The following is an 18,967-nucleotide window of genomic DNA, read 5'->3' as shown; positions in this document are numbered from 1 at the left end:
GCGAGGCCAGAGCGCCGGCGGTGGGGTAGACGTGACGCGCGCCTCTCCGCCGTCGCCCTCGCGCGCTCAGCGCAGCAGCCAGCGCGCCAGCAGCGTGCCCGTGCCCGGCGCGTGCAGCAGGTGCGCGAGCCGGGCGGGCACGGGAGCCGACGCCGGGACGCCGGCCGGCCGCGGATCCTCGCCGGGCGCCCCGGCGGGGGAGGCGGCGACGATGCGGGACGGTCCCGGCCCGACGAGGCACGGGCTGGTGGTGACGCACAGCTCGTCGACCAGGTCGTCCGCGAGCAGCGCCGCGAGCAGCGTCGGGCCGCCCTCGCACAGCACGCGGCGCAGCCCCCGGTCGGCGAGGGCGGCGCGGCCGGCGCGCAGGTCCACCTCGTCGGGGTCGTGCCCCGCGGGCACCGCGAGCACGTGGTCGGCGGGTGCCATCCGGCGCGCCGTCCGCGCGCCCGCCTCGCCGGTGAGGACCAGCGGCGGCCGGTCGCCGTCGACGAGCTGCTGGGGCACCCGGCCGGAGCGCGTGACGAGCGCGAGCTCCAGGGGCCGGTCGCCCGCCGGGACGTCGCACGGCCGGTCGAGCGCGGTGTAGCCCTCGTGCCGGGCCGTGCCCGCGCCGACCAGCACGACGTCGGCCGCCGCGCGCAGCACGCGGAACACGCGCCAGTCCGCGTCGTCGTTGATCGAGCCGGACAGGTGGTCCGGGCCCCACGCGCCGCCGTCGACCGTGCTGACGAAGTTGGCCCGGAGCCACCCGCCGGTGCCGGGGTCCTCGTCGTACAGCGCGGCGAGGCGGGTCTCCGCGGGGTCGGGGGGCAGGTGCTCGGGCCTGGGGACGAGCAGGTCGAGCGGCGTCGTGGCAGATCTCACAGCGGTCAGCGTACTGACGCGGCGTAGCCTTGACGGTCGTGACGCTCACGCAGGACGAGGACCGGGACACGGGCACGGACGCCGCCACGACGACAGGTGTGGGCGGGACCCGTCCCGCGCAGGACGGCGGGGTGCCGTCCCTGTCGGCGGTGCGTCCGACCGTCTCCCCGGACCGGCTGCTCGCCGACCTCGTGCCCCCGCGACACTTCGCGGAGGCCCGCTTCTCCACGTACCGGGCCGACCCCGCCCACCCGAGCCAGACGACGGTGCCCGCCCGCCTGCAGGAGGTGGCACGCGAGGTCGTGGCCCCGCGGTCGTCCGGGCTCAAGGCGCTGTTCGGTCGGCGCCGGGCGGTGCCGGCCGTGTACATGGACGGCGGCTTCGGCGTCGGCAAGACGCACCTGCTGACGTCCCTGGCGCACGAGGTCACCGCGGCGCTCGGCGAGGGCTCGGTCGCGTACGGCACGTTCGTCGAGTACACGAACCTCGTGGGAGCGCTGGGCTTCCTCCCGACGGTCGAGGCTCTGGCCACGCGCCGCCTGGTCTGCATCGACGAGTTCGAGCTCGACGACCCGGGCGACACGGTGCTGATGTCGCGCCTGCTCCGCGAGCTCGCCGACCGGGACGTCGCCCTCGCCGCGACGTCGAACACGCTGCCCGACGCGCTGGGCGAGGGTCGCTTCGCGGCCGAGGACTTCCTGCGCGAGATCCAGGCGCTCGCCGCGCGCTTCGAGGTGCTGCGCGTGGACGGCGAGGACTATCGCCACCGCGCCGTCGTGACCGAGGCGGAGCCGCTCGCGGCCGACGTCGTCGCCCGGGCGGCCGCGGGACGGCCCGGCGCCGTGCTCGACGAGTTCGACGACCTGCTCGCGCACCTGGCGACCGTGCACCCGAGCCGCTACGGCGCGCTGCTGGACGGCGTGGAGCTGGTGGCGCTCACCGGCGTCCACCCGGTGCAGCGGCAGGAGGTGGCCCTGCGCCTCGTCGTGCTCGTCGACCGCCTCTACGACCGCGACGTGCCCGTGCTCCTCGCCGGCGAGGGCCCGCAGCACCTGTTCTCCGAGGAGATGCTGCGCGGGGGCTACCGCAAGAAGTACTTCCGGGCGCTGTCACGCCTCGGCGCGCTGGCCGAGGAGGGCCGGCGCCTGGCGGCCTGACCCGACGGCCTCCTCGAAGTCCGACCTGACGCGTCCCCGACCGGTCGCCGTCGCTACGGCTCGACCGGGTCGGAGTGCAGCACGGCGGGGGACCGCGGGGGGAGCCGGAGGACGCCGTCCGCGAGGGTGGTTCTCGCCGGGTCCCAGGCGGCCACGACCTTCATGTCGTCCGGGAGCGACGAGACGTCGACCCCCGCCGCCTCGGTGCCGGTGACGAGGGCGACGGCGGTCCGTCCGCGCCGGCCGAGCAGCGCTGCCCCCTCGGTGCGCACCTCCACGGGCAGGTCGCGGTCCGCCGCCGCGACGGGGCGCAGCGCGACGAGCGTCCTGGTCCAGTCGACGAGGCGCCGTGCCCGGTCGTCCCGCGCGGGCACGGGCACGTGCTCGGTGTCGAGCACCGGTGGCGTCCCGGCGAGGATGGCGAACGTCAGCAGGCAGGCGCGGTCGTCGTCGGTGACGCCCGGGGCCTCGCGGGAGGGCTCGCCCGCGTCGGGCGTCCACGGGACGGAGCGGTTGGCGGCGGGCAGCCGCGTGAGGTCGCGCACCAGGACCGCGGAGGCCCGCTGCGTGGCGCGGTGCGCGCGCCGCAGGCTGGGCGGCCGCCACGGGTCCGTCGTCGGCGGGAACACCTCGTGCGCGAGCTGGCGCAGGTCCTGGACGGGGTCGGCGTCTCCCGGCGCGGCGAGGATGTCGTGCACGACGGTGGTGAGCCGGTCGCTGCGTCCCGGACCGTCGACGAGGAGGTGGAGCCGGCGGCCGAGCTGCTCGCCGAGGTGGTGCACGTCCTCCGCGAGCTCACCGAGGAAGGGCACCGCGGAACGGTCCACGAGCGCCTCGACGTCGAGCAGCAGGCCGTCCACGTGGAAGTCCCGCAGCCAGCGCTCGGCGTCGGCCACGAGGAAGTCGCGCGGCCCGCGGCTCCCGCTGCCGTCGAGGTTGATCCGCGGGCTGTCGGAACCCGGGGGGCCGGGCCGTGCCCCCGTGCGCGGGCCGATCCGCGAGCCGGTGGCGTAGGGGCCGAAGGCGTGCAGGCCCAGGTCGTCGGCGACGGCCCAGCGGTGGGGTGCGTCCAGGACGACGGCGAGGCCGCACCGGTGCGCGCGGTCCACGAAGCGCTGCAGCGCCTCGGGGCCGCCGAGCGGCTCGTGCACGGCGAACAGGCGGACGCCGGCCGCCGGACCGCGGTCGGGGTCGTAGGCGGCGACGGGGGAGACCTCGACGCCGACGACTCCCGTGGCGGCGACGTCCTCGAGGAGGGCGGCGGCGGCGTCGAGCGTGCCGGCCGCCGTGAACGTGGGCAGGTCGACGCGCAGCAGCGCGCCGGTGTCGAGGTCGGTGCCCCGCCAGTCGTCGTCCGACCAGTCGAACTCCTGGGCCAGCACCCGCGACGGGCCGTGCACGCCGCGCGGCAGCCAGGCGCTGCACGGGTCCGGGACGGGCTCTCCGCCGTCGACCGAGAACAGGTAGTCGGTGCCCGGGGTGAGCTCGGCGTCCGCGCGCCAGTACCCGGGCTCGTGCGCGCCGACGAGGCGGAGGGGGAGCCGGGAGCCGGACGCCGGCAGCACGACCTCGACCGTGTGGGCCCGCGGCGCCCACAGGAGCGGGCGGGGCCCAGGCCAACGGTCCCGCGCCCCGGGGAGCGGGGGAGGTGTCCCGGGTGCCGCCCTGTCGGCGAGGCCTGCGTCGGCAGCGGTCACGGCGGACACTCTAGCCACCGCGGGCACCCTTCGCGGCCCCGCGTCCAGGTGCCGGATGTCGCGGGCGATCGTGGCGCGCAGCGACCGTCCGGCAGGCGTCCGGGCGACGCGCAGGAGAGGACGACCGCGACCCGACCCTGAGAAATAGTGTGCCAAGCGCGGGCGCGGAGACCCGTCGGCTGCTAGACCTTGGCCCATGAGCACGGATGGCACAGGCACCCGACCCACGGTGCCGGTGGACAGGTTGGACGAGTCGATCGCCTCGCAGGCCAGGCTGGCACCCCGGCGGCGCCCGCTGGACGATCGTGACCGGGACGCCAGGTCCGGGGGAGACGCGGCGAAGGCGCCGGCGTCGCTCTCCGCGGCGGAGCTCGGCCCCATCGAGGGCGCCTCGAGCGGAGTCTCCTGGGACGACCCGGACGAGCTCTGACCGGAGCGTCAGCGGGGGAGGCGGTCCGTGCCGACGGGGACGAGCCGCGGCATCCCGGCGGGCGCCACGCGGCTCAGCGCGACGTAGCGCGCCTCCGCGCGGTGCAGCCGGATGTGCTCGTCGAGGGACCAGTCCGGCCCGTTGGTGAGGACCATCCCGCAGGAGCAGTCGATCTCCACGGCGCCGCCGTGGCCGTGCCGGACCTGCCCCACCGTGACGTGCGACGCCCGGGCGTGCGCCTTGGCGCGGTGCATCGTCGCGGAGACCGGGTCGGGGGCGGTCGGCGGCTCGCCGACGGGGGCGGGGAAGGGCTGATCCACGCGGGCGAGCCTAGTGCGTGTGCGCGATCCCGAGCTCGTGCATCCGCTCGTGCTCCTCGCGCGCGGCCTGGCGCGCGGCGATGCGCGCCTGCACCTCCTCGCGGCGCAGCGGCGGCACGGTCTTCGGCGGCTGCCGACGCTCGGGGAGCTCGCCGAGCAGGCGGGTGACGATCTCCGCGATCTCTGCCGTGGCCTGCTCGCACGGCTCGCGGGTGGCGGCGCTCGCCGAGCGCTGGACGCCCGTCACCTTGCGGACGAACTGCTCCGCGGCGGCCCTGATCTCCTCGTCGGTGGCGGGCGGCTCGAGCCCCCGCAGGGTCGTGATGTTGCGGCACATGCCCTCGACGCTACGCCGAGGGGGTGACGAGGGCGACACCCGGCGACCGGCACGGACGACAAGCACGGGTCTGACGACGGGGACGCGAAAGGCCGCCCCGGGCGAACCGGGACGGCCTCGTGCTGGTGGGCGATACTGGGATCGAACCAGTGACCTCTTCCGTGTCAGGGAAGCGCGCTACCGCTGCGCCAATCGCCCGTGCGGCTGCTGCGCTCCCCGAGAGGGGATGCAGAGCTCGGAGCGGATGACGGGACTCGAACCCGCGACCCTCACCTTGGCAAGGTGATGCTCTACCAACTGAGCCACATCCGCGCGACCGGGTCGTTCAGGACTGCTGTCCTGGCCTCCCGGCGCCTGAGGAACATTACTCGACCTTCGGCGCACTGGTCCAATCGCGGCCGTGTGACCTGCGACGCTGCCGTTCCCTCCGGCCGTCGGCGGCGCGCCGGTGGGTGTGTCGGACAGCCAGGGGCGTTCCCGGGAACGACGAAGCCCCGACCGGAATCCCGGTCGGGGCTTCGTGATGCTGGTGGGCGATACTGGGATCGAACCAGTGACCTCTTCCGTGTCAGGGAAGCGCGCTACCGCTGCGCCAATCGCCCGTGCTGCGAGGTGGGTACGGGATTCGAACCCGTGTATACGGCTTTGCAGGCCGCTGCCTCGCCTCTCGGCCAACCCACCTTGAGACGTGCTCTCCCGACGCTCGTGGTGAGCCGATCAGAGAGTGGGCCTCCGAGCGGATGACGGGACTCGAACCCGCGACCCTCACCTTGGCAAGGTGATGCTCTACCAACTGAGCCACATCCGCGCGACCAGGAACCAGGACACCCTGCGGTGCCCGTCGTTCTGGCGCGCCCCAAACATTAGTGGACCCCTGGCGGTCCGTCCAATCGCCCCCGCCGAGGTGCCCGCGGGCGAACCCACTAGCGTGCTCGTGTGCACGAGCCGACCTCATGGGCCACGTTCGCCGGCCGCCGCGCGTCGCGCGCCGTCGAGTGCGTCGACCTCTCCGAGCAGCCGGAACGGCTCGACTCGGGACTGTGGTTCGTCGTCGTCGACTTCGAGGCCGACCTGGGGCGCGACGGCGTCACGCGGCCGGGCGGTCGAGCGCGCGCGTGGCGGTTCGCCGACGTGGGGCCCGCGCCGGCGACGAGCGGCGACGCCGGGGCCTGGCGCGGGCCCGCGCCGTCGGCGTGGACCACCTCGATGGACCGGGACTCCTACGTCCGAGCCGTGGCCACGGTCCGGGAGCGCGTGCGGCGCGGCGACGTCTACCAGGTGAACGTGTGCCGGGTGCTCTCGGCGCCCCTGGCCGGGTCGAGCGCCGGCGGGGACGTCGTCGAGCCCGACGCCGCCGCCCTCGCCGCCAGGCTCACGGCCGGCAACCCCGCGCCGTACGCGGCCGCGGTGCACGTGCCCGCCACGAGCGGGCTCGACCCCGTCTGGGTCGTGAGCGCCTCGCCCGAGCTCTACCTCTCGCTCGACGTCGCCCCCGACGGGGTGGCCGCGCTCGCCTCCGGCCCCATCAAGGGCACGGCGCGCACGCCGTCCGGGCTCACGGCCAAGGACCGCGCGGAGAACGTGATGATCACCGACCTGGTGCGCAACGACCTGCAGCGCGTGTGCCGCCCCGGCACCGTCGAGGTGACCGACCTGCTCGCCGTCGAGGAGCACCCCGGCCTGGTCCACCTCGTGTCCCGGGTGCGCGGCGAGCTCGTCGGCGCCGCCCCGGGGCGCTGGTCGCGGGTGCTCGAGGCCACGTTCCCGCCGGGGTCGGTGTCGGGGGCGCCCAAGTCGTCCGCGCTGCGGCTGATCGCCGAGCTCGAACCGACCGCGCGCGGCCCCTACTGCGGCGCCGTGGGCTGGGTCGACGGCGACGCCGGGAGGGCCGAGCTCGCCGTCGGGATCCGCACCTTCTGGTGGGAGGACGGACACGGCGGCGGCGTCCTGCGGTTCGGTACCGGCGCCGGGATCACCTGGGGGAGCGACCCCGAGCGCGAGTGGGACGAGACGGAGCTCAAGGCGGAGCGCCTGGTGGGGCTGGCGTCGTCGGGCCGTTGACCGGCCGCACCGATGAGTCTCCGCGCCCGGCGCCGTCTCCCCGTGCATGACACAGGTGACCTGCGACCTCGGCATCTCCCTCGACGGCATCTCGGCGGGGGTGAACCAGTCCCTCGACCAGCCGTTCGGCGACGGCGTCGGCGACGGCGAACGCATCATGCACGCGTGGATGTTCGACAACCCGGACGACCACCGGGCGGAGCTCGACGCGATCACCGCGGCGGGCGCGTTCGTCATGGGCCGGAACATGTTCAGCCCGGGCCGGGGGGAGTGGGACCTCTCCTGGCGCGGCTGGTGGGGCGAGGAGCCGCCGTACCACGCGCCCGTCTTCGTCCTCACGCACCACGAGCGCGACCCGATCGAGATGCAGGGCGGCACCACGTTCCACTTCGTGACCGGCGGGCCCCAGGAGGCCCTCGCCCGGGCACGCGAGGCAGCCGGCGACAAGACCGTCTCGGTGGCGGGCGGCGCCACGACCGTCAACCAGTTCCTCGCCGCGGACCTCATCGACGAGCTGCGGCTGCACGTCGCGCCCGTGGTGCTCGACGTCGAGGGCGTGCGCCTGTTCGAGGGCGTGGGGTCGCACGACCTGCGCATCGTGGACGCCCGCGTCACGCCCGAGGTGACGCACCTGGTGCTGCGGCGCTGAGCATCCCGGGCACCGTCACTCCGGGACGTTGCCGCTGTCGTGGCCGAGCAGGTACGGCGTCGTCACCCCCGTGTACATGAGGTGCGCCACGAGCCCCTCGGTGGCGTGGGGCAGGTTGTGGCAGTGGTCCATCCAGATCCCCGGGTTGTCCGCGACGAACGCGACGTCGTAGACCTCGCCGTCGGCCACCTCGAGCGAGTCGGTCCACCACGGGCTGCCGCTCGCGGCGACGCCGTCGCGGGACAGCACCACGACGTGGTGGCCGTGCAGGTGCATCGGGTGCGGGGTGCCGCTGCGGTTGTCGATCCGCATGCGCACGACGTCGCCCCGGGCGACCTCGAACATCGGCACGTCCGGGTAGGTGTGCCCGTTCACCGTCCAGTGCATGCCCGGCTTCCCGTCCAGGAACCCCGGCGCCCGCCCGATCACGTAGTCGAAGGACCGGTCGGGGGCGGCCGGGTCCAGGCCGAGCGGGGCGGGCGTCCCGTAGGTCAGCAGGTCGAGGGTCGCCGTCGGGCGCCGCGTCGGGGACGACGTCGCGCCGTCCGGTCCCACGACGACGGCGGACGACCCGCCCAGCTCGACGCGCGCCGCCGCACCGTCCGCCGGCGCCACGACGAGCAGGTCCGCGCGACCGCCGGCCGGGACCACGACGGCGCGGTCGCGCACCTCGGGCGGGTCGTGCACGTCGGTGCCGTCGACGGCGAGGAGCCGGAAGCCGGCCCCGCCCACCCAGACGGGGAGGACGCCGTTGTCGGTGTTGATCACCCGGACGCGCGCGGCCGTCCCGGGCGGGACGGCCACGGGCAGGTCGCCGGTCGTGCCCTGCACCGTGCGCCGCGCCCCGTACCGGTGCACCAGCGCGGGGACGTCGACGGCGTCGTCGAGCAACCGCGCGACCTCGGGGCCGCCCGCCGTCGGCGCGTCGTCCGCCGGGGCCACCACCACCGCCCCCAGCAGGCCCTTGCGCACCTGCTCGTGGGAGACCTGGTGGGAGTGGTACCAGTAGGTGCCCGCGTCGTCGGCCACGAACCGGTACGTGTGCGAGCCCCCGACGGAGACGGCGTCCTGGGTGACGCCCGCGACCCCGTCCGCGGCGTTCGGTACGTCCATCCCGTGCCAGTGCAGGGTGGCGCCGCCCGGCACGCTCTCGTTGACGAACGTCACCTCGACGAGGTCGCCCTGCACGGCGCGCACCGTCGGGCCCGGAGTGGTGCCGTTCACCGTGTACGCGTCGGTCGTGACGCCCGGCGCGAGCTCGACGCGCTCGGCGCGCGCGGTGAGGGTGAGGGCGACGTCGGCCGGCCCGGTGGGCGCCACCAGGGCGTCGACGCTCGTGGCGGTCGCGGCGTTCCCGCCCCCGTGGCCGGCGTGGCCCTCGAGCGTCGCCGTGCGGGGACCGCTGCCGCGCTCGAAGGCGCCCGTCTCGGTCACGGAGAACCGGCCCGGCGCCCGGCTGGTCTGCCAGAGCAGCACGAGCGGCACCACGACGGCCGCCGCCACCAGTCCCGCGACCACGCGCCGCACGACCGGTGAGCGCTCGGCCGTCATGGTGCCGGGGTCAGGGCGTGACGCCGTCGGCGGCCAGTCCCGGGGCCGCGGCGGCGGGCGCGCCCCGCACGGCCCGGCCGCGCGCCGCGACGCGCCAGCCGGTGTACAGGGAGACGCCGAACAGGAGCAGCGCGTTCACGCCGTGCAGGCCGCCCAGGAACGGGACGCTGTGCCCGGCGATGCCCAGCGTGGCCTGGAGCGCCACCAGCAGCAGGATCGCGAGCCCCCAGCGCCAGGCGCCGCGCACGCCCGCGAAGAACGACGCGACGAACGTCAGGAGGGCGAGGACGGGGATCACCATCGTGCCGTTCATGCCGTGCAGCAGCATCCCGTCCTGCTCGGGAAAGACCCGCTCCCCGGCGAACACCTGCTCCATCGCGGCCTGGTCGAGCACGCCGCCGTCGTCGATGTAGAGGCCCATGCCGGCCACCGCGTAGACGATGACGGCCGCTTGGACGACGACGCCCGCTGCGACCACGTACGCGAGCACACGAAACAACTGTCTCATCCCGATCACCCCGAAGGTGCGGGGGCCACGCCGTCGCGGCCCGTTCTCTGATGGTGAGACGGGCGCCGGCGGGTCGCTACGAACCGGCGGGGTGAACCAGGGGTGAACTCGGCCGCCCGGGGCGACACCGTCCGCGCGTGAAGTCGGGCACACTGGCCCCATGAGTCTGGTGATCTGGGCGGAGGGCCGCCTCGTCGGACAGGGAGAGGCGGCGCTGAGCGCCGTCGACCACGGCATCACGGTCGGGGACGGCGTCTTCGAGACGTGCACGATCTTCGACGGGCGGGCGTTCGCGCTGACGCGGCACCTGCGGCGACTCGCGCGCTCGGCCACCGGGCTCGGGCTCGCGGCTCCCGACGAGCAGAAGGTGCGCGACGGCGTCGCCGCCGCGCTCGCCGAGGCCGTGCGCCTGGACGGCGCGTTCGACGGCCGCCTGCGCATCACCGTCACCGCCGGCGTCGGCCCGCTCGGCTCCGGCCGCGTCGACGCACCGCAGACTGTCGTCGTGGCGGCGCAGCAGTCGGCCATGGCGCCGACGTCACGGTCCGCGCGCTCGCCGTGGCCGCGCAACGAGCGGTCCGCCGTCGCCGGGCTCAAGACGACGTCGTACGCCGAGAACGTGGTGGCGCTCGCGGACGCCGTGGGCAAGGGCGGCGACGAGTCGATCCTGCCCAACACCGTCGGCGACCTCTGCGAGGGCACCGGCTCGAACGTGTTCGTGGAGCGCGACGGCGAGCTGGTCACGCCCACCCTCGACTCCGGGTGCCTCGCCGGCATCACGCGCGCCCTCACGCTCGAGTGGGCGGCGGAGGAAGGCCTGCCCGTGCGCGAGGCGAAGGAGGGCGAGCTGCCCTTCACCGTGCTCGACGAGGTGTCGCAGGGTCGCGCGCAGCTCGCGCTCACGTCGTCGGGGCGCAACGTCCAGCCGGTCGTGTGGCTCGACGGCGCGGACGTCGAGGTGGGAGAGATGACCCGCGCCGCCCGCGAGCTGTTCGAGCGCAACTGCCGCGAGCGCCTCGACCCCTGAGTGCCCGTGGCGCCGGTTTGGTCCGCCGCCCGATCTGTGGCTAATATCGTCCACGCACCGGGCGATTGGCGCAGTGGTAGCGCGCTTCGTTCACACCGAAGAGGTCACTGGTTCGAACCCAGTATCGCCCACCGATGCTCAGGCAGCTGAAGGCCGCGTCCCTCCGGACGCGGCCTTCGTGCGTCTAGCCGGCCGCGTCGCCGACGTCGTGCCGGGCCGCGAGGACGGGCAGGCCGGCGCCGTCGAGCCGGGGCAGGACGGCGGCGCGGCCGCACGCGGCCATGAGCAGGTCGATGCCCCGGCCGGTGACGTCGAGCCCGTCGCCCCAGGACCAGTCGAGGTCGGCGGCGGCGAGGCGCAGCCCCCGCAGCCGGCCGCGGGGGACGAACCCGATCGCCCGCCCGGACGTGACGAAGTCCAGCCCGACGCGGACCTGCGCAGGCTCCGGGCCGTGGTCGAGGCCCAGGGGGAGCCGCATGTCGCCCTCGTGGACGAGGAGGTCGGTGAGGGGTGCCCGCGGGCCGGTCATCGGTGGGCTGAAGCGGCTCTCGGCGCGCTCGCGGAGCAACGCCACGGTCCGGGCGACCGGTCGCCGACCGGCGCGCCGCGCGGCGGCGTCGTTCGCGCGATGGATGCTTCCCCGGGCGCGGACGACGTCCCGTAGGAACTCTCCGAGTGCGCCGGGGGCCGCGGTCTGGGCGAGGTGGGCTCCGACGGTGCGGACGTCCCAACCGGCACACAGGCTCGGAGCGGCGAGCTGCGACTCGTCCAACGTCTCGAGCAGGTCCGCGACGGCGCGGCGTCGCTCGGCGGTCGCGGCGAAGACGTGCGCCAGGGCTGATGCGTCCAACATCGATCCTTCCGGGTGCGGTCGAGACGGTCGTGCCACGCCTGCCGAGCGGTCTGGACGGCCGGGCAGCCGCGGTCGTCGTCAGGCGGAAGGTACCTCGACGGTGATGTTGGCACGCTCGGTGCCCGGCGGGTCGCCGAGCACCGCCCAGAAGTCGGTGTCGCGCATCCAGGCCGGGAGCCCCGCGGGGAGGTCGCGGCTCGGGATGGCGGGCAGCTCGTCCGGTGCGAAGTCCGCGCCGTAGGGGACGAGCGGGCGCGCCTCGTCGGGCTGCTGGACCCTCGCGTGCAGGCGACCCAGTGCCACGTTCCAGTTGTCGAGGAGGTCCCGGCGGCTGATGGGACCGCCCGGCTTGTCGGCCGTCGGGTGCAGGGCCCGCTGGTGGAACACCGACACCCCGGCGGCCTCGGGCGAGTCCACGAACGTGCGCCAGGCCTCGAAGGCGGGGGTGCCGAACGTCACGACTGCCTCGATGTGGCCCGGCGCGAGCGCCGCGGCGAACCACCGGTGCCGGTAGGCGACGACCTCCGGGTCGTTCAGGTGCGGCAGCGCCATCTTCTGGTTGTAGATGCCGTAGAGGAACGCGTTGACCATGAGGTAGCTCGACGTGAATCCGAGCTTCTCGACGAATCCCTGCACCCGCCGTCCTGCCTGCCCGGACAGGATGCGCCGGGTGAACGCCTCGGTCTGGGCCGGGTCCTGCCCGACGACGAGCAGCCGGGCGGCGCCGTTCGCGCGGCCGCGGTAGAACACCGGCCCCCACAGGGACCGAAAGCCGTCGGCGCCGCGGAACACGGTGTCGTCGGGGTAGCGACGGCACAGCGTCCGGAACCGGCCGGTGGGACCGGTGTCGAACGGGTCGGTGATCATGGCGCCTCCTCACCGACAGGGAGCGCCGCGCGGCGCCCGCACGCACGCCCGGGACCGGGTGAAGTCGACCCGCGCAACCGGTGGGACGGCGTCGCCCGTGCCGACAATGAGTCGACAGTCCGGACGAGTCGACGGTCCGGACCGGGTGCGGGCGCCCGCCCGCCGGGGACGACCGCAGGGGGACGGCCATGGCGCAGCTGGTCATCACCGGGAACGTCGCGACGATGGCGCAGGGGGCGACGGAACCGCCGGAGCGCGGGCGGGTCTGGATCGACGGGGACGCGGTCGTCGACGTCACGACCGGTCGGCGCCGGGTCGCCGGCTTCTCCCGGGCCACGGAGGTCGACGTCGGCGACGCCTTCGTGCTGCCGGGGTTGGTCGACATGCACAACCACCTGGCCTACAACGCCCTGCCGCTCTGGACCGAGCCCGGCCGCACCGAGCCCTGGCTGCACAACAAGCACTGGCCGGACGCCGACACCTACACCGAGTCGATCACCGAGCCCGCATGGGTCTACGCGAAGGCCTGCCCCGAGGCCCTGCTCGCCTACGTGCAGGTGCGCGCCATGGCCGGGGGAGCGACCGCGGCGCAGGGATGGCCCACCGCCAACCGCGGGTACCGCACGGTGATGCGCAACGTCGACGCCGAGGACGTCGGTACCGGGCGGGACGACCTGATCTACACCTCGGTCGTCACCAAGACGGGCGAGGCGCTGGCCACCGCCGTCCGACGCATGGCCGCCGGCTCCGGGTTCATCTACCACTGTGCCGAGGGCCGCCGCGGCTCCCGCGTCCTGGCCGACTACACGGACCTCGACCGTGCCGACGGGCTGCTGCCCACGCTGCTGGCCGTGCACGCGTGCGCGGTCGACGCCGACGGGTGGGCCCGGTGGGAACCCGCCGAGGCGGGCGGCGTCGTCTGGTCGCCGCTGTCCAACCTCCTCCTGTACGCCGAGACCACCCTCGTGGACGACGCCCGCGCCCGCGGTATTACCGTCTGCCTGGGCAGCGACTGGGGCCCGTCCGGCACGAAGAACCTCCTCGGCGAGCTGAAGGTGGCCCGCATCGCCGCCGACCACCTCGGCTACGACCTCACCGACGCGCAGCTCGTCGAGATGGTGACGAGCAACCCCGGCACGCTGCTCGAGCGGTGCTGGCACCGACCCGTCGGCCGCCTCGTCCCCGGGGCGCTCGCGGACGTCACCGTCGTGCGGGGCCGCGGGCGGGGTGACGCCTGGACGCGCGTCGTCGCCGCCCGCGAGCGGGACGTCGCCCTCGTCGTCGTCGGGGGCGTCCCCCGGTACGGGGACTCGGCCCTCATGACGGCGGCCGCGGCTCCGCCCAGCTTCACCGCGACCGTCGGAGGCCGACGGCGGCGGGTCGCCCTGCCGGACCCCGCGGACCCGGAGCGGGCCTGGTCGTGGCGGGCCGTCATGGACACGCTGCGCGCCGTGCAGCAGGACCCCCAGCAGGCCATCGCGACCGCTCAGGCCCGCGCCTCCGCCGGGCCCCGCTTCGCGCCGGACGCGGAGCTCGAGCTCTTCCTCGACATGCCCGACACCCGGCGCACCGGCCGCGCCGGGCCGCCCAAGAACCCGGACACGGTGCGGATCCCGCCGGTGCCTTCGCTGGAGCACGACGCCGCGTACTTCGACCTTCTCGACGCCGCGCCGATCCCGCAGGGCGTCCTCGCCCCGCTGCGCGCGAGGTTCGGGCGGTGACACCCCCGAGCCCGGCCGCACTCCGGGCGCGCGCCGGCAGCCGCCTCGACGCCGTCGTGCCGTCCCGGACGGAGCCCGGGCCGGAACCGGTGGCGCTGACCACACCGCAGCAGCACGACCTCGTCGACCTCTGGACCACGCTGCTCACCGACGTCTACGTGCACTACGGGCAGAAGCGGGCGCTCTACGGCTATGACCCGCTGCGCGCGCTCGCGGCCCTGCGCCGGGAGATCCCGCTGCTCGACAGCGCCGGGTTCCTCCGGGCGCTGACCAGGGTGGTCAACCGGCTGCGCGACCAGCACACCCAGCTCTTCGTGGGCGTGCCGGGGGCCGACCCGTACGTGGCGGCGCTGCCGTTCCTGGTGGAGTCGTTCGGCCCGTACACGTCGCCCACGTTCCTCGTCACCAAGACGACGGACGAGGTGCCCGACCCGGCGTTCGCCTCCGGCGTCCGGCTCACCACGTGGAACGCGGTGCCGTTCACGCGCGCGGTCGACCTGTTCGCCGACACCCTCACCGGGGGACGGCCCGACGCCCGCCGCGCGCGGGCCCTCGAGGCGCTCACCCAGCGGCCGCTCGCCTACCTCCCCCCGCCGGACGAGCTCTGGGTCGACGTCGGCTTCCGGCGGCCCGAGGACCAGCCGGGGGACCCGGACCGCACCGCGCGGTTCGAGTGGCGGGCCATCCGCCCGGGGTCCGCCACCACCGCCGACGACCGGGTCGCGACCCGGACACGCCGCGGGATCGACGTCGTCGGGGAGACCGCCCGCCGCGCGCGCAAGCTGCTCTTCGCCACCGACCTGTGGGAGGGGGACCGTTCGGGCGCCCAGCCCCAGGCCAAGGGCGCCGGCTGGCTGCGCACCAGCATCCCCGACGCCCTCGCCGCCCGGCCGGTGACGACGTCGCACGGGACGTTCGGCTACCTGCGGATCTGGACGTTCGACGTGCGCCACCCGGGCCGGTTCGCCGACGAGGTCGCCCGGCTCCTGCGCCGGCTGCCGCAGGACGGGCTCGTCGTCGACCTGCGGTCCAACCCGGGAGGGGTCGTCGACGCGGCCGAGCGGCTGTTCCAGCTCTTCACGGACCGGCGCGTCGAGCCGGCGCGGTTCGCGTGCCGCGCGACGACGGCGATGGCCGAGCTCGCCGAGGCCGACGGCAACGGGGCGGACCTCGCGGACTGGGCCGCCTCCCTCCGGTCGGCCCTCGACCTCGGCGAGGAGTTCTCCCAGCACCTGCCGCTCGCCGACCCGGACCTGTGCAACGGCGCAGAGCGCGCGTACCGGGGGCCGGTCGTCGCCGTCGTGGACGCCAACACCTACTCCTGCGGCGACCTCTTCGCGGCGGGGATCGTGGACCACGGCATCGGGCGGGTGGTCGCGGTCGGGGCTGCCACCGGGGGCGGCGGCGCGAACGTCTGGACCGGCGACGACGTCCGGTACGCGTACCACGCGGCCCACCGCACGCTCCCGCCGGTCCCGCCCGGGATCGGCTTCGCCCTCGCCGTGCGGCGCATGGTCCGGTCCGGCAGCGCCGCCGGCCTCGCCGTCGAGGACGTCGGCGTGGTCGGCGAGGAACGGTACGACATGACCGAGCGGGACGTCGTGGACGGGAACCCCGACCTCCTCGAGCACTGCACCGCGCTCCTGGCGTCCGCGTAGCGGGCCTCCTCCCGCCCGAGCGCGGCCCGCGGCGTCAGGGAGCTGCCGGGAGCCTGCCGACCAGCACGTCGCGCAGACCGGTGCGGAGCCGCTCGGCGTCGTCGAGGTCGATCGGGCGCAGCCGGCGAGGCAACGCCGCGACGACCAGCGCGTACGCGTCCAGGACCAGCTCCTCCACGAGGTCGGGCGTGATCCCCGGCCCGGCCGCCAGCGAGATCCAGTGGCGCTTGTTCATGTGGTAGCCGGCGGTCACGGTGTCGAGCTCCTGGCGGAGCGCCTCGCCGTCGTCGGGCGCGCACTTGAGCGTCACGAGCGGGGTGCCCGTGACGTCGGTGGTCATGCAGAAGACCTTGCCCTGGACCTTGAACACGTCGTGCTCTGGCCCGAACGGCCAGGTGCGGGTGACGCCCGGCAGCGCGAGCGCGACGGCGGCGGCGAGGTCCTGGTGCTGCGCGGGGCCCACGGAGCGTCAGTCCTGCCGCGACGTGCGCAGCGCGTCGCCCTCGACCTCGGCGGCGCTCCAGAAGTTGCGCAGCATCTCCTCGGGGGTGAGCAGCGCGTCGCGCTGCTCGACCGGCTCGTCGGCGCCGGCGATCGCCTTCACCTCGTCGTGGATCCGCTCCATCGAGCTGTCCAGCGAGGACGCGACGTCGGCGGCGAGCTTGAGCGAGTCCGTGAGGTGCCGCGGCACGTCCCGCGCGTACTTGTAGTAGATCTTGTGCTCCAGGCTCGCCCAGAAGTCCATGGCGATGGTGCGCAGCTGGATCTCCACGACGACGTGCTCGACCCGGTCGGACAGGTAGACCGGCACCTGCACGATGAGGTGCAGGGACTTGTACCCGTTGGCCTTCGGGTGGGCGATGTAGTCGCGCTCCTCCAGGACGGTGAGGTCCGCCTGGTTCATGAGCATGTCCCGCACCTTGTAGATGTCGGAGACGAAGCTGCAGGTGACGCGCACGCCGGCGACGTCGAACATGTGCTCGCGGACGCCCTCCGGCGTCAGGGGGATGCCCTTGCGCCGGCACTTGGCGACGATCGACTCGAGCGACTTGAGGCGCGAGCTGACGTGCTCGACCGGGTTGTAGTTCTGCATGTGCCGGAACTCGTCGCGCAGGATCGAGATCTTGGTCATGACCTCGTCGATCCCGAACTTGTACGTCAGCACGAGCCGCCGCAGGCGGTCGACGAGCGCCCGGATCTCGGCAGCCTCGGGGGTGCGGTGCGGCGCCCCCGGTGCGGTGTCGTGGGGGATGTCGTGCGGGGTGCCGTCCTCGCCGTCGTGCGGTGCGTCCTGCCCTGCGTCCTGGCTCACGCCACCACGGTAGACGGCTTTCCTGATCGTCGAGTATCCGACAAAACCGGTCGGATGTGTTCGGTATTCGAGACGGGCCCCGCGAACCGTTGACACCCCCCTGTCCTGCACCTACGTTCCTGCGCACCGGGTCGGACGACCGCGGCGCCGCGAGGCGGTGCGGCCGCACGACCCGGGTGGTCACGAGCTCCGACGTGAAGCCCCGGCTCGTCGGACGGCAACCCCCAGCGCGGGTGGGTGCCCCGGGTGAGGACCAGGCCGGCCGTCGCCGACGGCCCGGCAACACGCGACCCCCGCCCCGGCGGGGAGCAGGAGAGGACGAGCATGCACCGCGACGCCATCACCGTGCGCCCCCTGTCGTCCCGGACCCGGCAGGAGCCGTCCGTCTCGCCGATGTCGACGTGCCTCCCGGTGTCCGACCCGGCGGTCGTCCTGGCGGTCACCCCGGCATGGTGTCGACGCCGCTGACCGCGGCCTGAGCGTCCGCCCCGCGGCGGACGACCCTCCTCGACGGCCCGGCACCTGCCGGGCCCGGCCGCAGACGGCCCCTGCCCGCCTGTCACGGCGGGCCCTCCTTCCCTGCCCTCCCGGCGGTGGTGCGCACCCGTGGGTCGACGACCCGCGTCCGAGTGCGCCCGCCTGCCGCGCCCCGATCGGAGCCGACGTGCCGTACCCCCAGCCCTCGACGTCCACCAGCACCCCGTCCCCCCTCGTGGTCGGGGTCGACCTCACGGCGGCGGGCGCCCGCCCCGGCGTGCACCGTGCGCGCGGCATCGTGCAGCCACGGTCGTTCGACGCCGAGCGCTTCGTCAGCCTCGTCCGCCGGGCCGACGACGGCGGCCTCGACCTCGTCACCCTCGACGAGGGCTTCCTGCTGCACCCCGGTCGGCGGCAGGTCACCGGGCGGCTCGACGCCGCCGTCGCCGCCGCGCGGGTGGCGCCGCACACGAGGCGGGCCGGACTGGTCGCCGCCGTGGACACCGCGCACGTGGACCCGGCGCACGTGGCCCAGGCCGTCGCCCGCGTCGACCAGGCGAGCTCCGGCCGGGCCGGGTGGCAGGTCGGGCTCCCCGCCGGCGCCGTCGTGCAGGACGACGCCTGGGCGGAGCAGGCGCGCGGCGCCGCCGCGCAGGTGGTGCGGCACTGGGACGGCCTCGCGTCGGGCGCGACGGGCGACACCGCCGGCGCCGTGACCGTCGACGACGAGGGGCGCTTCCGCGTGGACCACGACGGCATCCGGTTCGCGGTGCGCCGGCACCGTCCCGCGGAGGAGCAGGTCGCGGACGGGCGCCGGGGCGGCGGGACGCGGCAGGGCCGCCCACCCGTCGTCGTCTCCGTCCGGGGCGAGGCCGCGATCGACCTCGCCGCCCGCACGGCGGACGTCGTGCGCGTGGCGGCCACCGCGCCCGCGCGAGCCGTCCGGCTGCGCGCGCGGCTGCGCGACGCGGCGGAGGCCGCCGGCCGCGACCCCGAGACGCTGCGCGTCCTCACCGAGGCGTACGTCGTGCTGGCCGAGGACCGCGCCAGCGCGCAGGCGCGCCTCGAGCTCGTGGAGGCCCTGGAGGGCCCCGAGATCTCCGGCGGGCTGCTGGTGGTGGCGGGGACGCCCGACGACCTCGCCGAGACGATCGTCGACTGGCGGGCCGCCGGCGCGTCCGACGGGTTCCTGCTGCGGCCCTCGTCGCTCGGCCCCGACCTGGATGCCCTCGTCGACGGCGTGCTCCCTCGGCTCGTGCGTGACGGCGTCCGGGCGGTGGCGTCCCCGGCGCCGCGCACCCTCCGCGCGACGCTCGGCCTGCCCGACGCCGGACCAGCCGTCGGCATCGCTGCCGGCGCCGGCACCGTCGTCGCCCCCGCTCCCGCGACCGCTCGGCCGCGCGCCCGGGCGGGCCGCACCGCCGACTCCCGGCTGGTGCGCGCGTGACCGCCCGCCACGACGCCCACCGCGTCGC

18 protein-coding genes, 6 tRNA genes and 1 riboswitch are annotated in these 18,967 nt (G+C 75.3%); of the genes, 9 read left to right on the top strand and 15 right to left on the bottom strand.

Features of this window, described 5'->3' with window-relative positions:
• Nucleotides 1-66 precede the first annotated feature (66 nt).
• Nucleotides 67-867, bottom strand: a complete 801-nt coding sequence (locus tag ACQP60_RS06815) for a dihydrofolate reductase family protein (protein ID WP_429729709.1) — start codon at nucleotides 865-867, stop codon at nucleotides 67-69.
• 98 nt (nucleotides 868-965) lie between these two features.
• On the opposite strand from ACQP60_RS06815, the gene zapE reads away from it, so the two are divergent.
• Nucleotides 966-2,024, top strand: a complete 1,059-nt coding sequence (gene zapE, locus ACQP60_RS06810; RefSeq protein WP_429729990.1) for a cell division protein ZapE — start codon at nucleotides 966-968, stop codon at nucleotides 2,022-2,024.
• Nucleotides 2,025-2,077: 53 nt separating this feature from the next.
• Here zapE and ACQP60_RS06805 read toward each other — a convergent pair whose 3' ends face one another.
• Nucleotides 2,078-3,589 carry a hypothetical protein gene (locus tag ACQP60_RS06805; protein ID WP_429729706.1) on the bottom strand — a complete coding sequence of 504 codons (1,512 nt, stop codon included), beginning with the start codon at nucleotides 3,587-3,589 and terminating at the stop codon, nucleotides 2,078-2,080.
• Between the two features lie 328 nt (nucleotides 3,590-3,917).
• Here ACQP60_RS06805 and ACQP60_RS06800 point away from each other — a divergent pair, with 328 nt between their 5' ends.
• The gene (locus tag ACQP60_RS06800; protein WP_429729703.1) at nucleotides 3,918-4,151 is read left to right on the top strand and encodes a hypothetical protein; all 234 of its coding nucleotides are present in this window, start codon (nucleotides 3,918-3,920) and stop codon (nucleotides 4,149-4,151) included.
• A gap of 8 nt (nucleotides 4,152-4,159) precedes the next feature.
• On the opposite strand, the gene ACQP60_RS06795 is transcribed toward ACQP60_RS06800, so the two are convergent.
• The 7 genes from ACQP60_RS06795 to ACQP60_RS06765 form a co-directional block, all read right to left on the bottom strand.
• Entirely contained in the window at nucleotides 4,160-4,405 is a 246-nt protein-coding gene (locus ACQP60_RS06795; protein WP_429729988.1) for a hypothetical protein, read from the bottom strand.
• Nucleotides 4,406-4,481: 76 nt separating this feature from the next.
• Nucleotides 4,482-4,808 (bottom strand): DUF2277 domain-containing protein, encoded by a 327-nt coding sequence (locus ACQP60_RS06790; RefSeq protein ID WP_429729700.1) that lies wholly within the window; start codon nucleotides 4,806-4,808, stop codon nucleotides 4,482-4,484.
• A 123-nt stretch (nucleotides 4,809-4,931) separates the two neighbouring features.
• Nucleotides 4,932-5,006 (bottom strand) — tRNA-Val (locus tag ACQP60_RS06785).
• 41 nt (nucleotides 5,007-5,047) lie between these two features.
• Nucleotides 5,048-5,120: transfer RNA gene (locus ACQP60_RS06780), tRNA-Gly, on the bottom strand.
• 215 nt (nucleotides 5,121-5,335) lie between these two features.
• Nucleotides 5,336-5,410: transfer RNA gene (locus ACQP60_RS06775), tRNA-Val, on the bottom strand.
• An 8-nt stretch (nucleotides 5,411-5,418) separates the two neighbouring features.
• Nucleotides 5,419-5,489 (bottom strand) — tRNA-Cys (locus ACQP60_RS06770).
• A gap of 54 nt (nucleotides 5,490-5,543) precedes the next feature.
• A tRNA-Gly gene (locus tag ACQP60_RS06765) sits at nucleotides 5,544-5,616 on the bottom strand.
• Between the two features lie 128 nt (nucleotides 5,617-5,744).
• On the opposite strand from ACQP60_RS06765, the gene ACQP60_RS06760 reads away from it, so the two are divergent.
• Together ACQP60_RS06760 and ACQP60_RS06755 are read left to right on the top strand one after the other, a co-directional pair.
• On the top strand, nucleotides 5,745-6,869 hold the full coding sequence (locus tag ACQP60_RS06760) for a chorismate-binding protein (protein WP_429729697.1): 1,125 nt from the start codon (nucleotides 5,745-5,747) through the stop codon (nucleotides 6,867-6,869).
• A gap of 46 nt (nucleotides 6,870-6,915) precedes the next feature.
• On the top strand, nucleotides 6,916-7,518 hold the full coding sequence (locus tag ACQP60_RS06755; RefSeq protein ID WP_429729695.1) for a dihydrofolate reductase family protein: 603 nt from the start codon (nucleotides 6,916-6,918) through the stop codon (nucleotides 7,516-7,518).
• A gap of 15 nt (nucleotides 7,519-7,533) precedes the next feature.
• Here the strand turns inward: ACQP60_RS06755 and ACQP60_RS06750 are convergent, their stop codons facing one another.
• Nucleotides 7,534-9,069: a multicopper oxidase family protein gene (locus tag ACQP60_RS06750; RefSeq protein WP_429729692.1), complete on the bottom strand. Its 1,536-nt coding sequence runs from the start codon at nucleotides 9,067-9,069 to the stop codon at nucleotides 7,534-7,536.
• Between the two features lie 10 nt (nucleotides 9,070-9,079).
• Entirely contained in the window at nucleotides 9,080-9,577 is a 498-nt protein-coding gene (locus ACQP60_RS06745) for a COX15/CtaA family protein (RefSeq protein WP_429729689.1), read from the bottom strand.
• Between the two features lie 160 nt (nucleotides 9,578-9,737).
• Here ACQP60_RS06745 and ACQP60_RS06740 point away from each other — a divergent pair, with 160 nt between their 5' ends.
• Complete coding sequence (locus tag ACQP60_RS06740; protein WP_429729686.1) at nucleotides 9,738-10,604, top strand: aminotransferase class IV; 867 nt, start codon at nucleotides 9,738-9,740, stop codon at nucleotides 10,602-10,604.
• Between the two features lie 59 nt (nucleotides 10,605-10,663).
• A tRNA-Val gene (locus ACQP60_RS06735) sits at nucleotides 10,664-10,735 on the top strand.
• Between the two features lie 53 nt (nucleotides 10,736-10,788).
• Here ACQP60_RS06735 and ACQP60_RS06730 read toward each other — a convergent pair.
• Nucleotides 10,789-11,457, bottom strand: a complete 669-nt coding sequence (locus tag ACQP60_RS06730) for a maleylpyruvate isomerase family mycothiol-dependent enzyme (protein ID WP_429729684.1) — start codon at nucleotides 11,455-11,457, stop codon at nucleotides 10,789-10,791.
• 78 nt (nucleotides 11,458-11,535) lie between these two features.
• A complete protein-coding gene (locus ACQP60_RS06725; RefSeq protein ID WP_429729681.1) occupies nucleotides 11,536-12,324 on the bottom strand; it encodes a uracil-DNA glycosylase family protein in 789 nt (262 codons plus the stop codon).
• Nucleotides 12,325-12,512: 188 nt separating this feature from the next.
• Here ACQP60_RS06725 and ACQP60_RS06720 point away from each other — a divergent pair, with 188 nt between their 5' ends.
• Complete coding sequence (locus tag ACQP60_RS06720; protein WP_429729678.1) at nucleotides 12,513-14,045, top strand: amidohydrolase family protein; 1,533 nt, start codon at nucleotides 12,513-12,515, stop codon at nucleotides 14,043-14,045.
• Nucleotides 14,042-15,703, top strand: a complete 1,662-nt coding sequence (locus ACQP60_RS06715) for a S41 family peptidase (protein WP_429729675.1) — start codon at nucleotides 14,042-14,044, stop codon at nucleotides 15,701-15,703. Before ACQP60_RS06720 ends, ACQP60_RS06715 begins: the two co-directional genes overlap by 4 nt.
• A 34-nt stretch (nucleotides 15,704-15,737) precedes the next feature.
• Here the strand turns inward: ACQP60_RS06715 and ACQP60_RS06710 are convergent, their stop codons facing one another.
• Nucleotides 15,738-16,166, bottom strand: a complete 429-nt coding sequence (locus ACQP60_RS06710; RefSeq protein ID WP_429729672.1) for an MmcQ/YjbR family DNA-binding protein — start codon at nucleotides 16,164-16,166, stop codon at nucleotides 15,738-15,740.
• A gap of 6 nt (nucleotides 16,167-16,172) precedes the next feature.
• Nucleotides 16,173-16,901 carry a GTP pyrophosphokinase gene (locus ACQP60_RS06705; protein WP_429729986.1) on the bottom strand — a complete coding sequence of 243 codons (729 nt, stop codon included), beginning with the start codon at nucleotides 16,899-16,901 and terminating at the stop codon, nucleotides 16,173-16,175.
• A 292-nt stretch (nucleotides 16,902-17,193) separates the two neighbouring features.
• Nucleotides 17,194-17,307: riboswitch (SAM riboswitch) on the top strand.
• 372 nt (nucleotides 17,308-17,679) lie between these two features.
• Between ACQP60_RS06705 and ACQP60_RS06700 the strand changes: the two genes are divergently transcribed.
• Complete coding sequence (locus ACQP60_RS06700; RefSeq protein WP_429729669.1) at nucleotides 17,680-18,939, top strand: LLM class flavin-dependent oxidoreductase; 1,260 nt, start codon at nucleotides 17,680-17,682, stop codon at nucleotides 18,937-18,939.
• Nucleotides 18,940-18,967: the final 28 nt, after the last annotated feature.

The sequence above is a fragment of the Isoptericola variabilis genome (genome assembly GCF_050311655.1).
In the GTDB taxonomy this organism is placed as follows: Bacteria; Actinomycetota; Actinomycetes; order Actinomycetales; family Cellulomonadaceae; genus Isoptericola; species Isoptericola variabilis.
The sequence above is the reverse complement of the archived record's forward strand: the minus strand, read 5'-3'. Positions and strand labels throughout refer to the sequence as shown.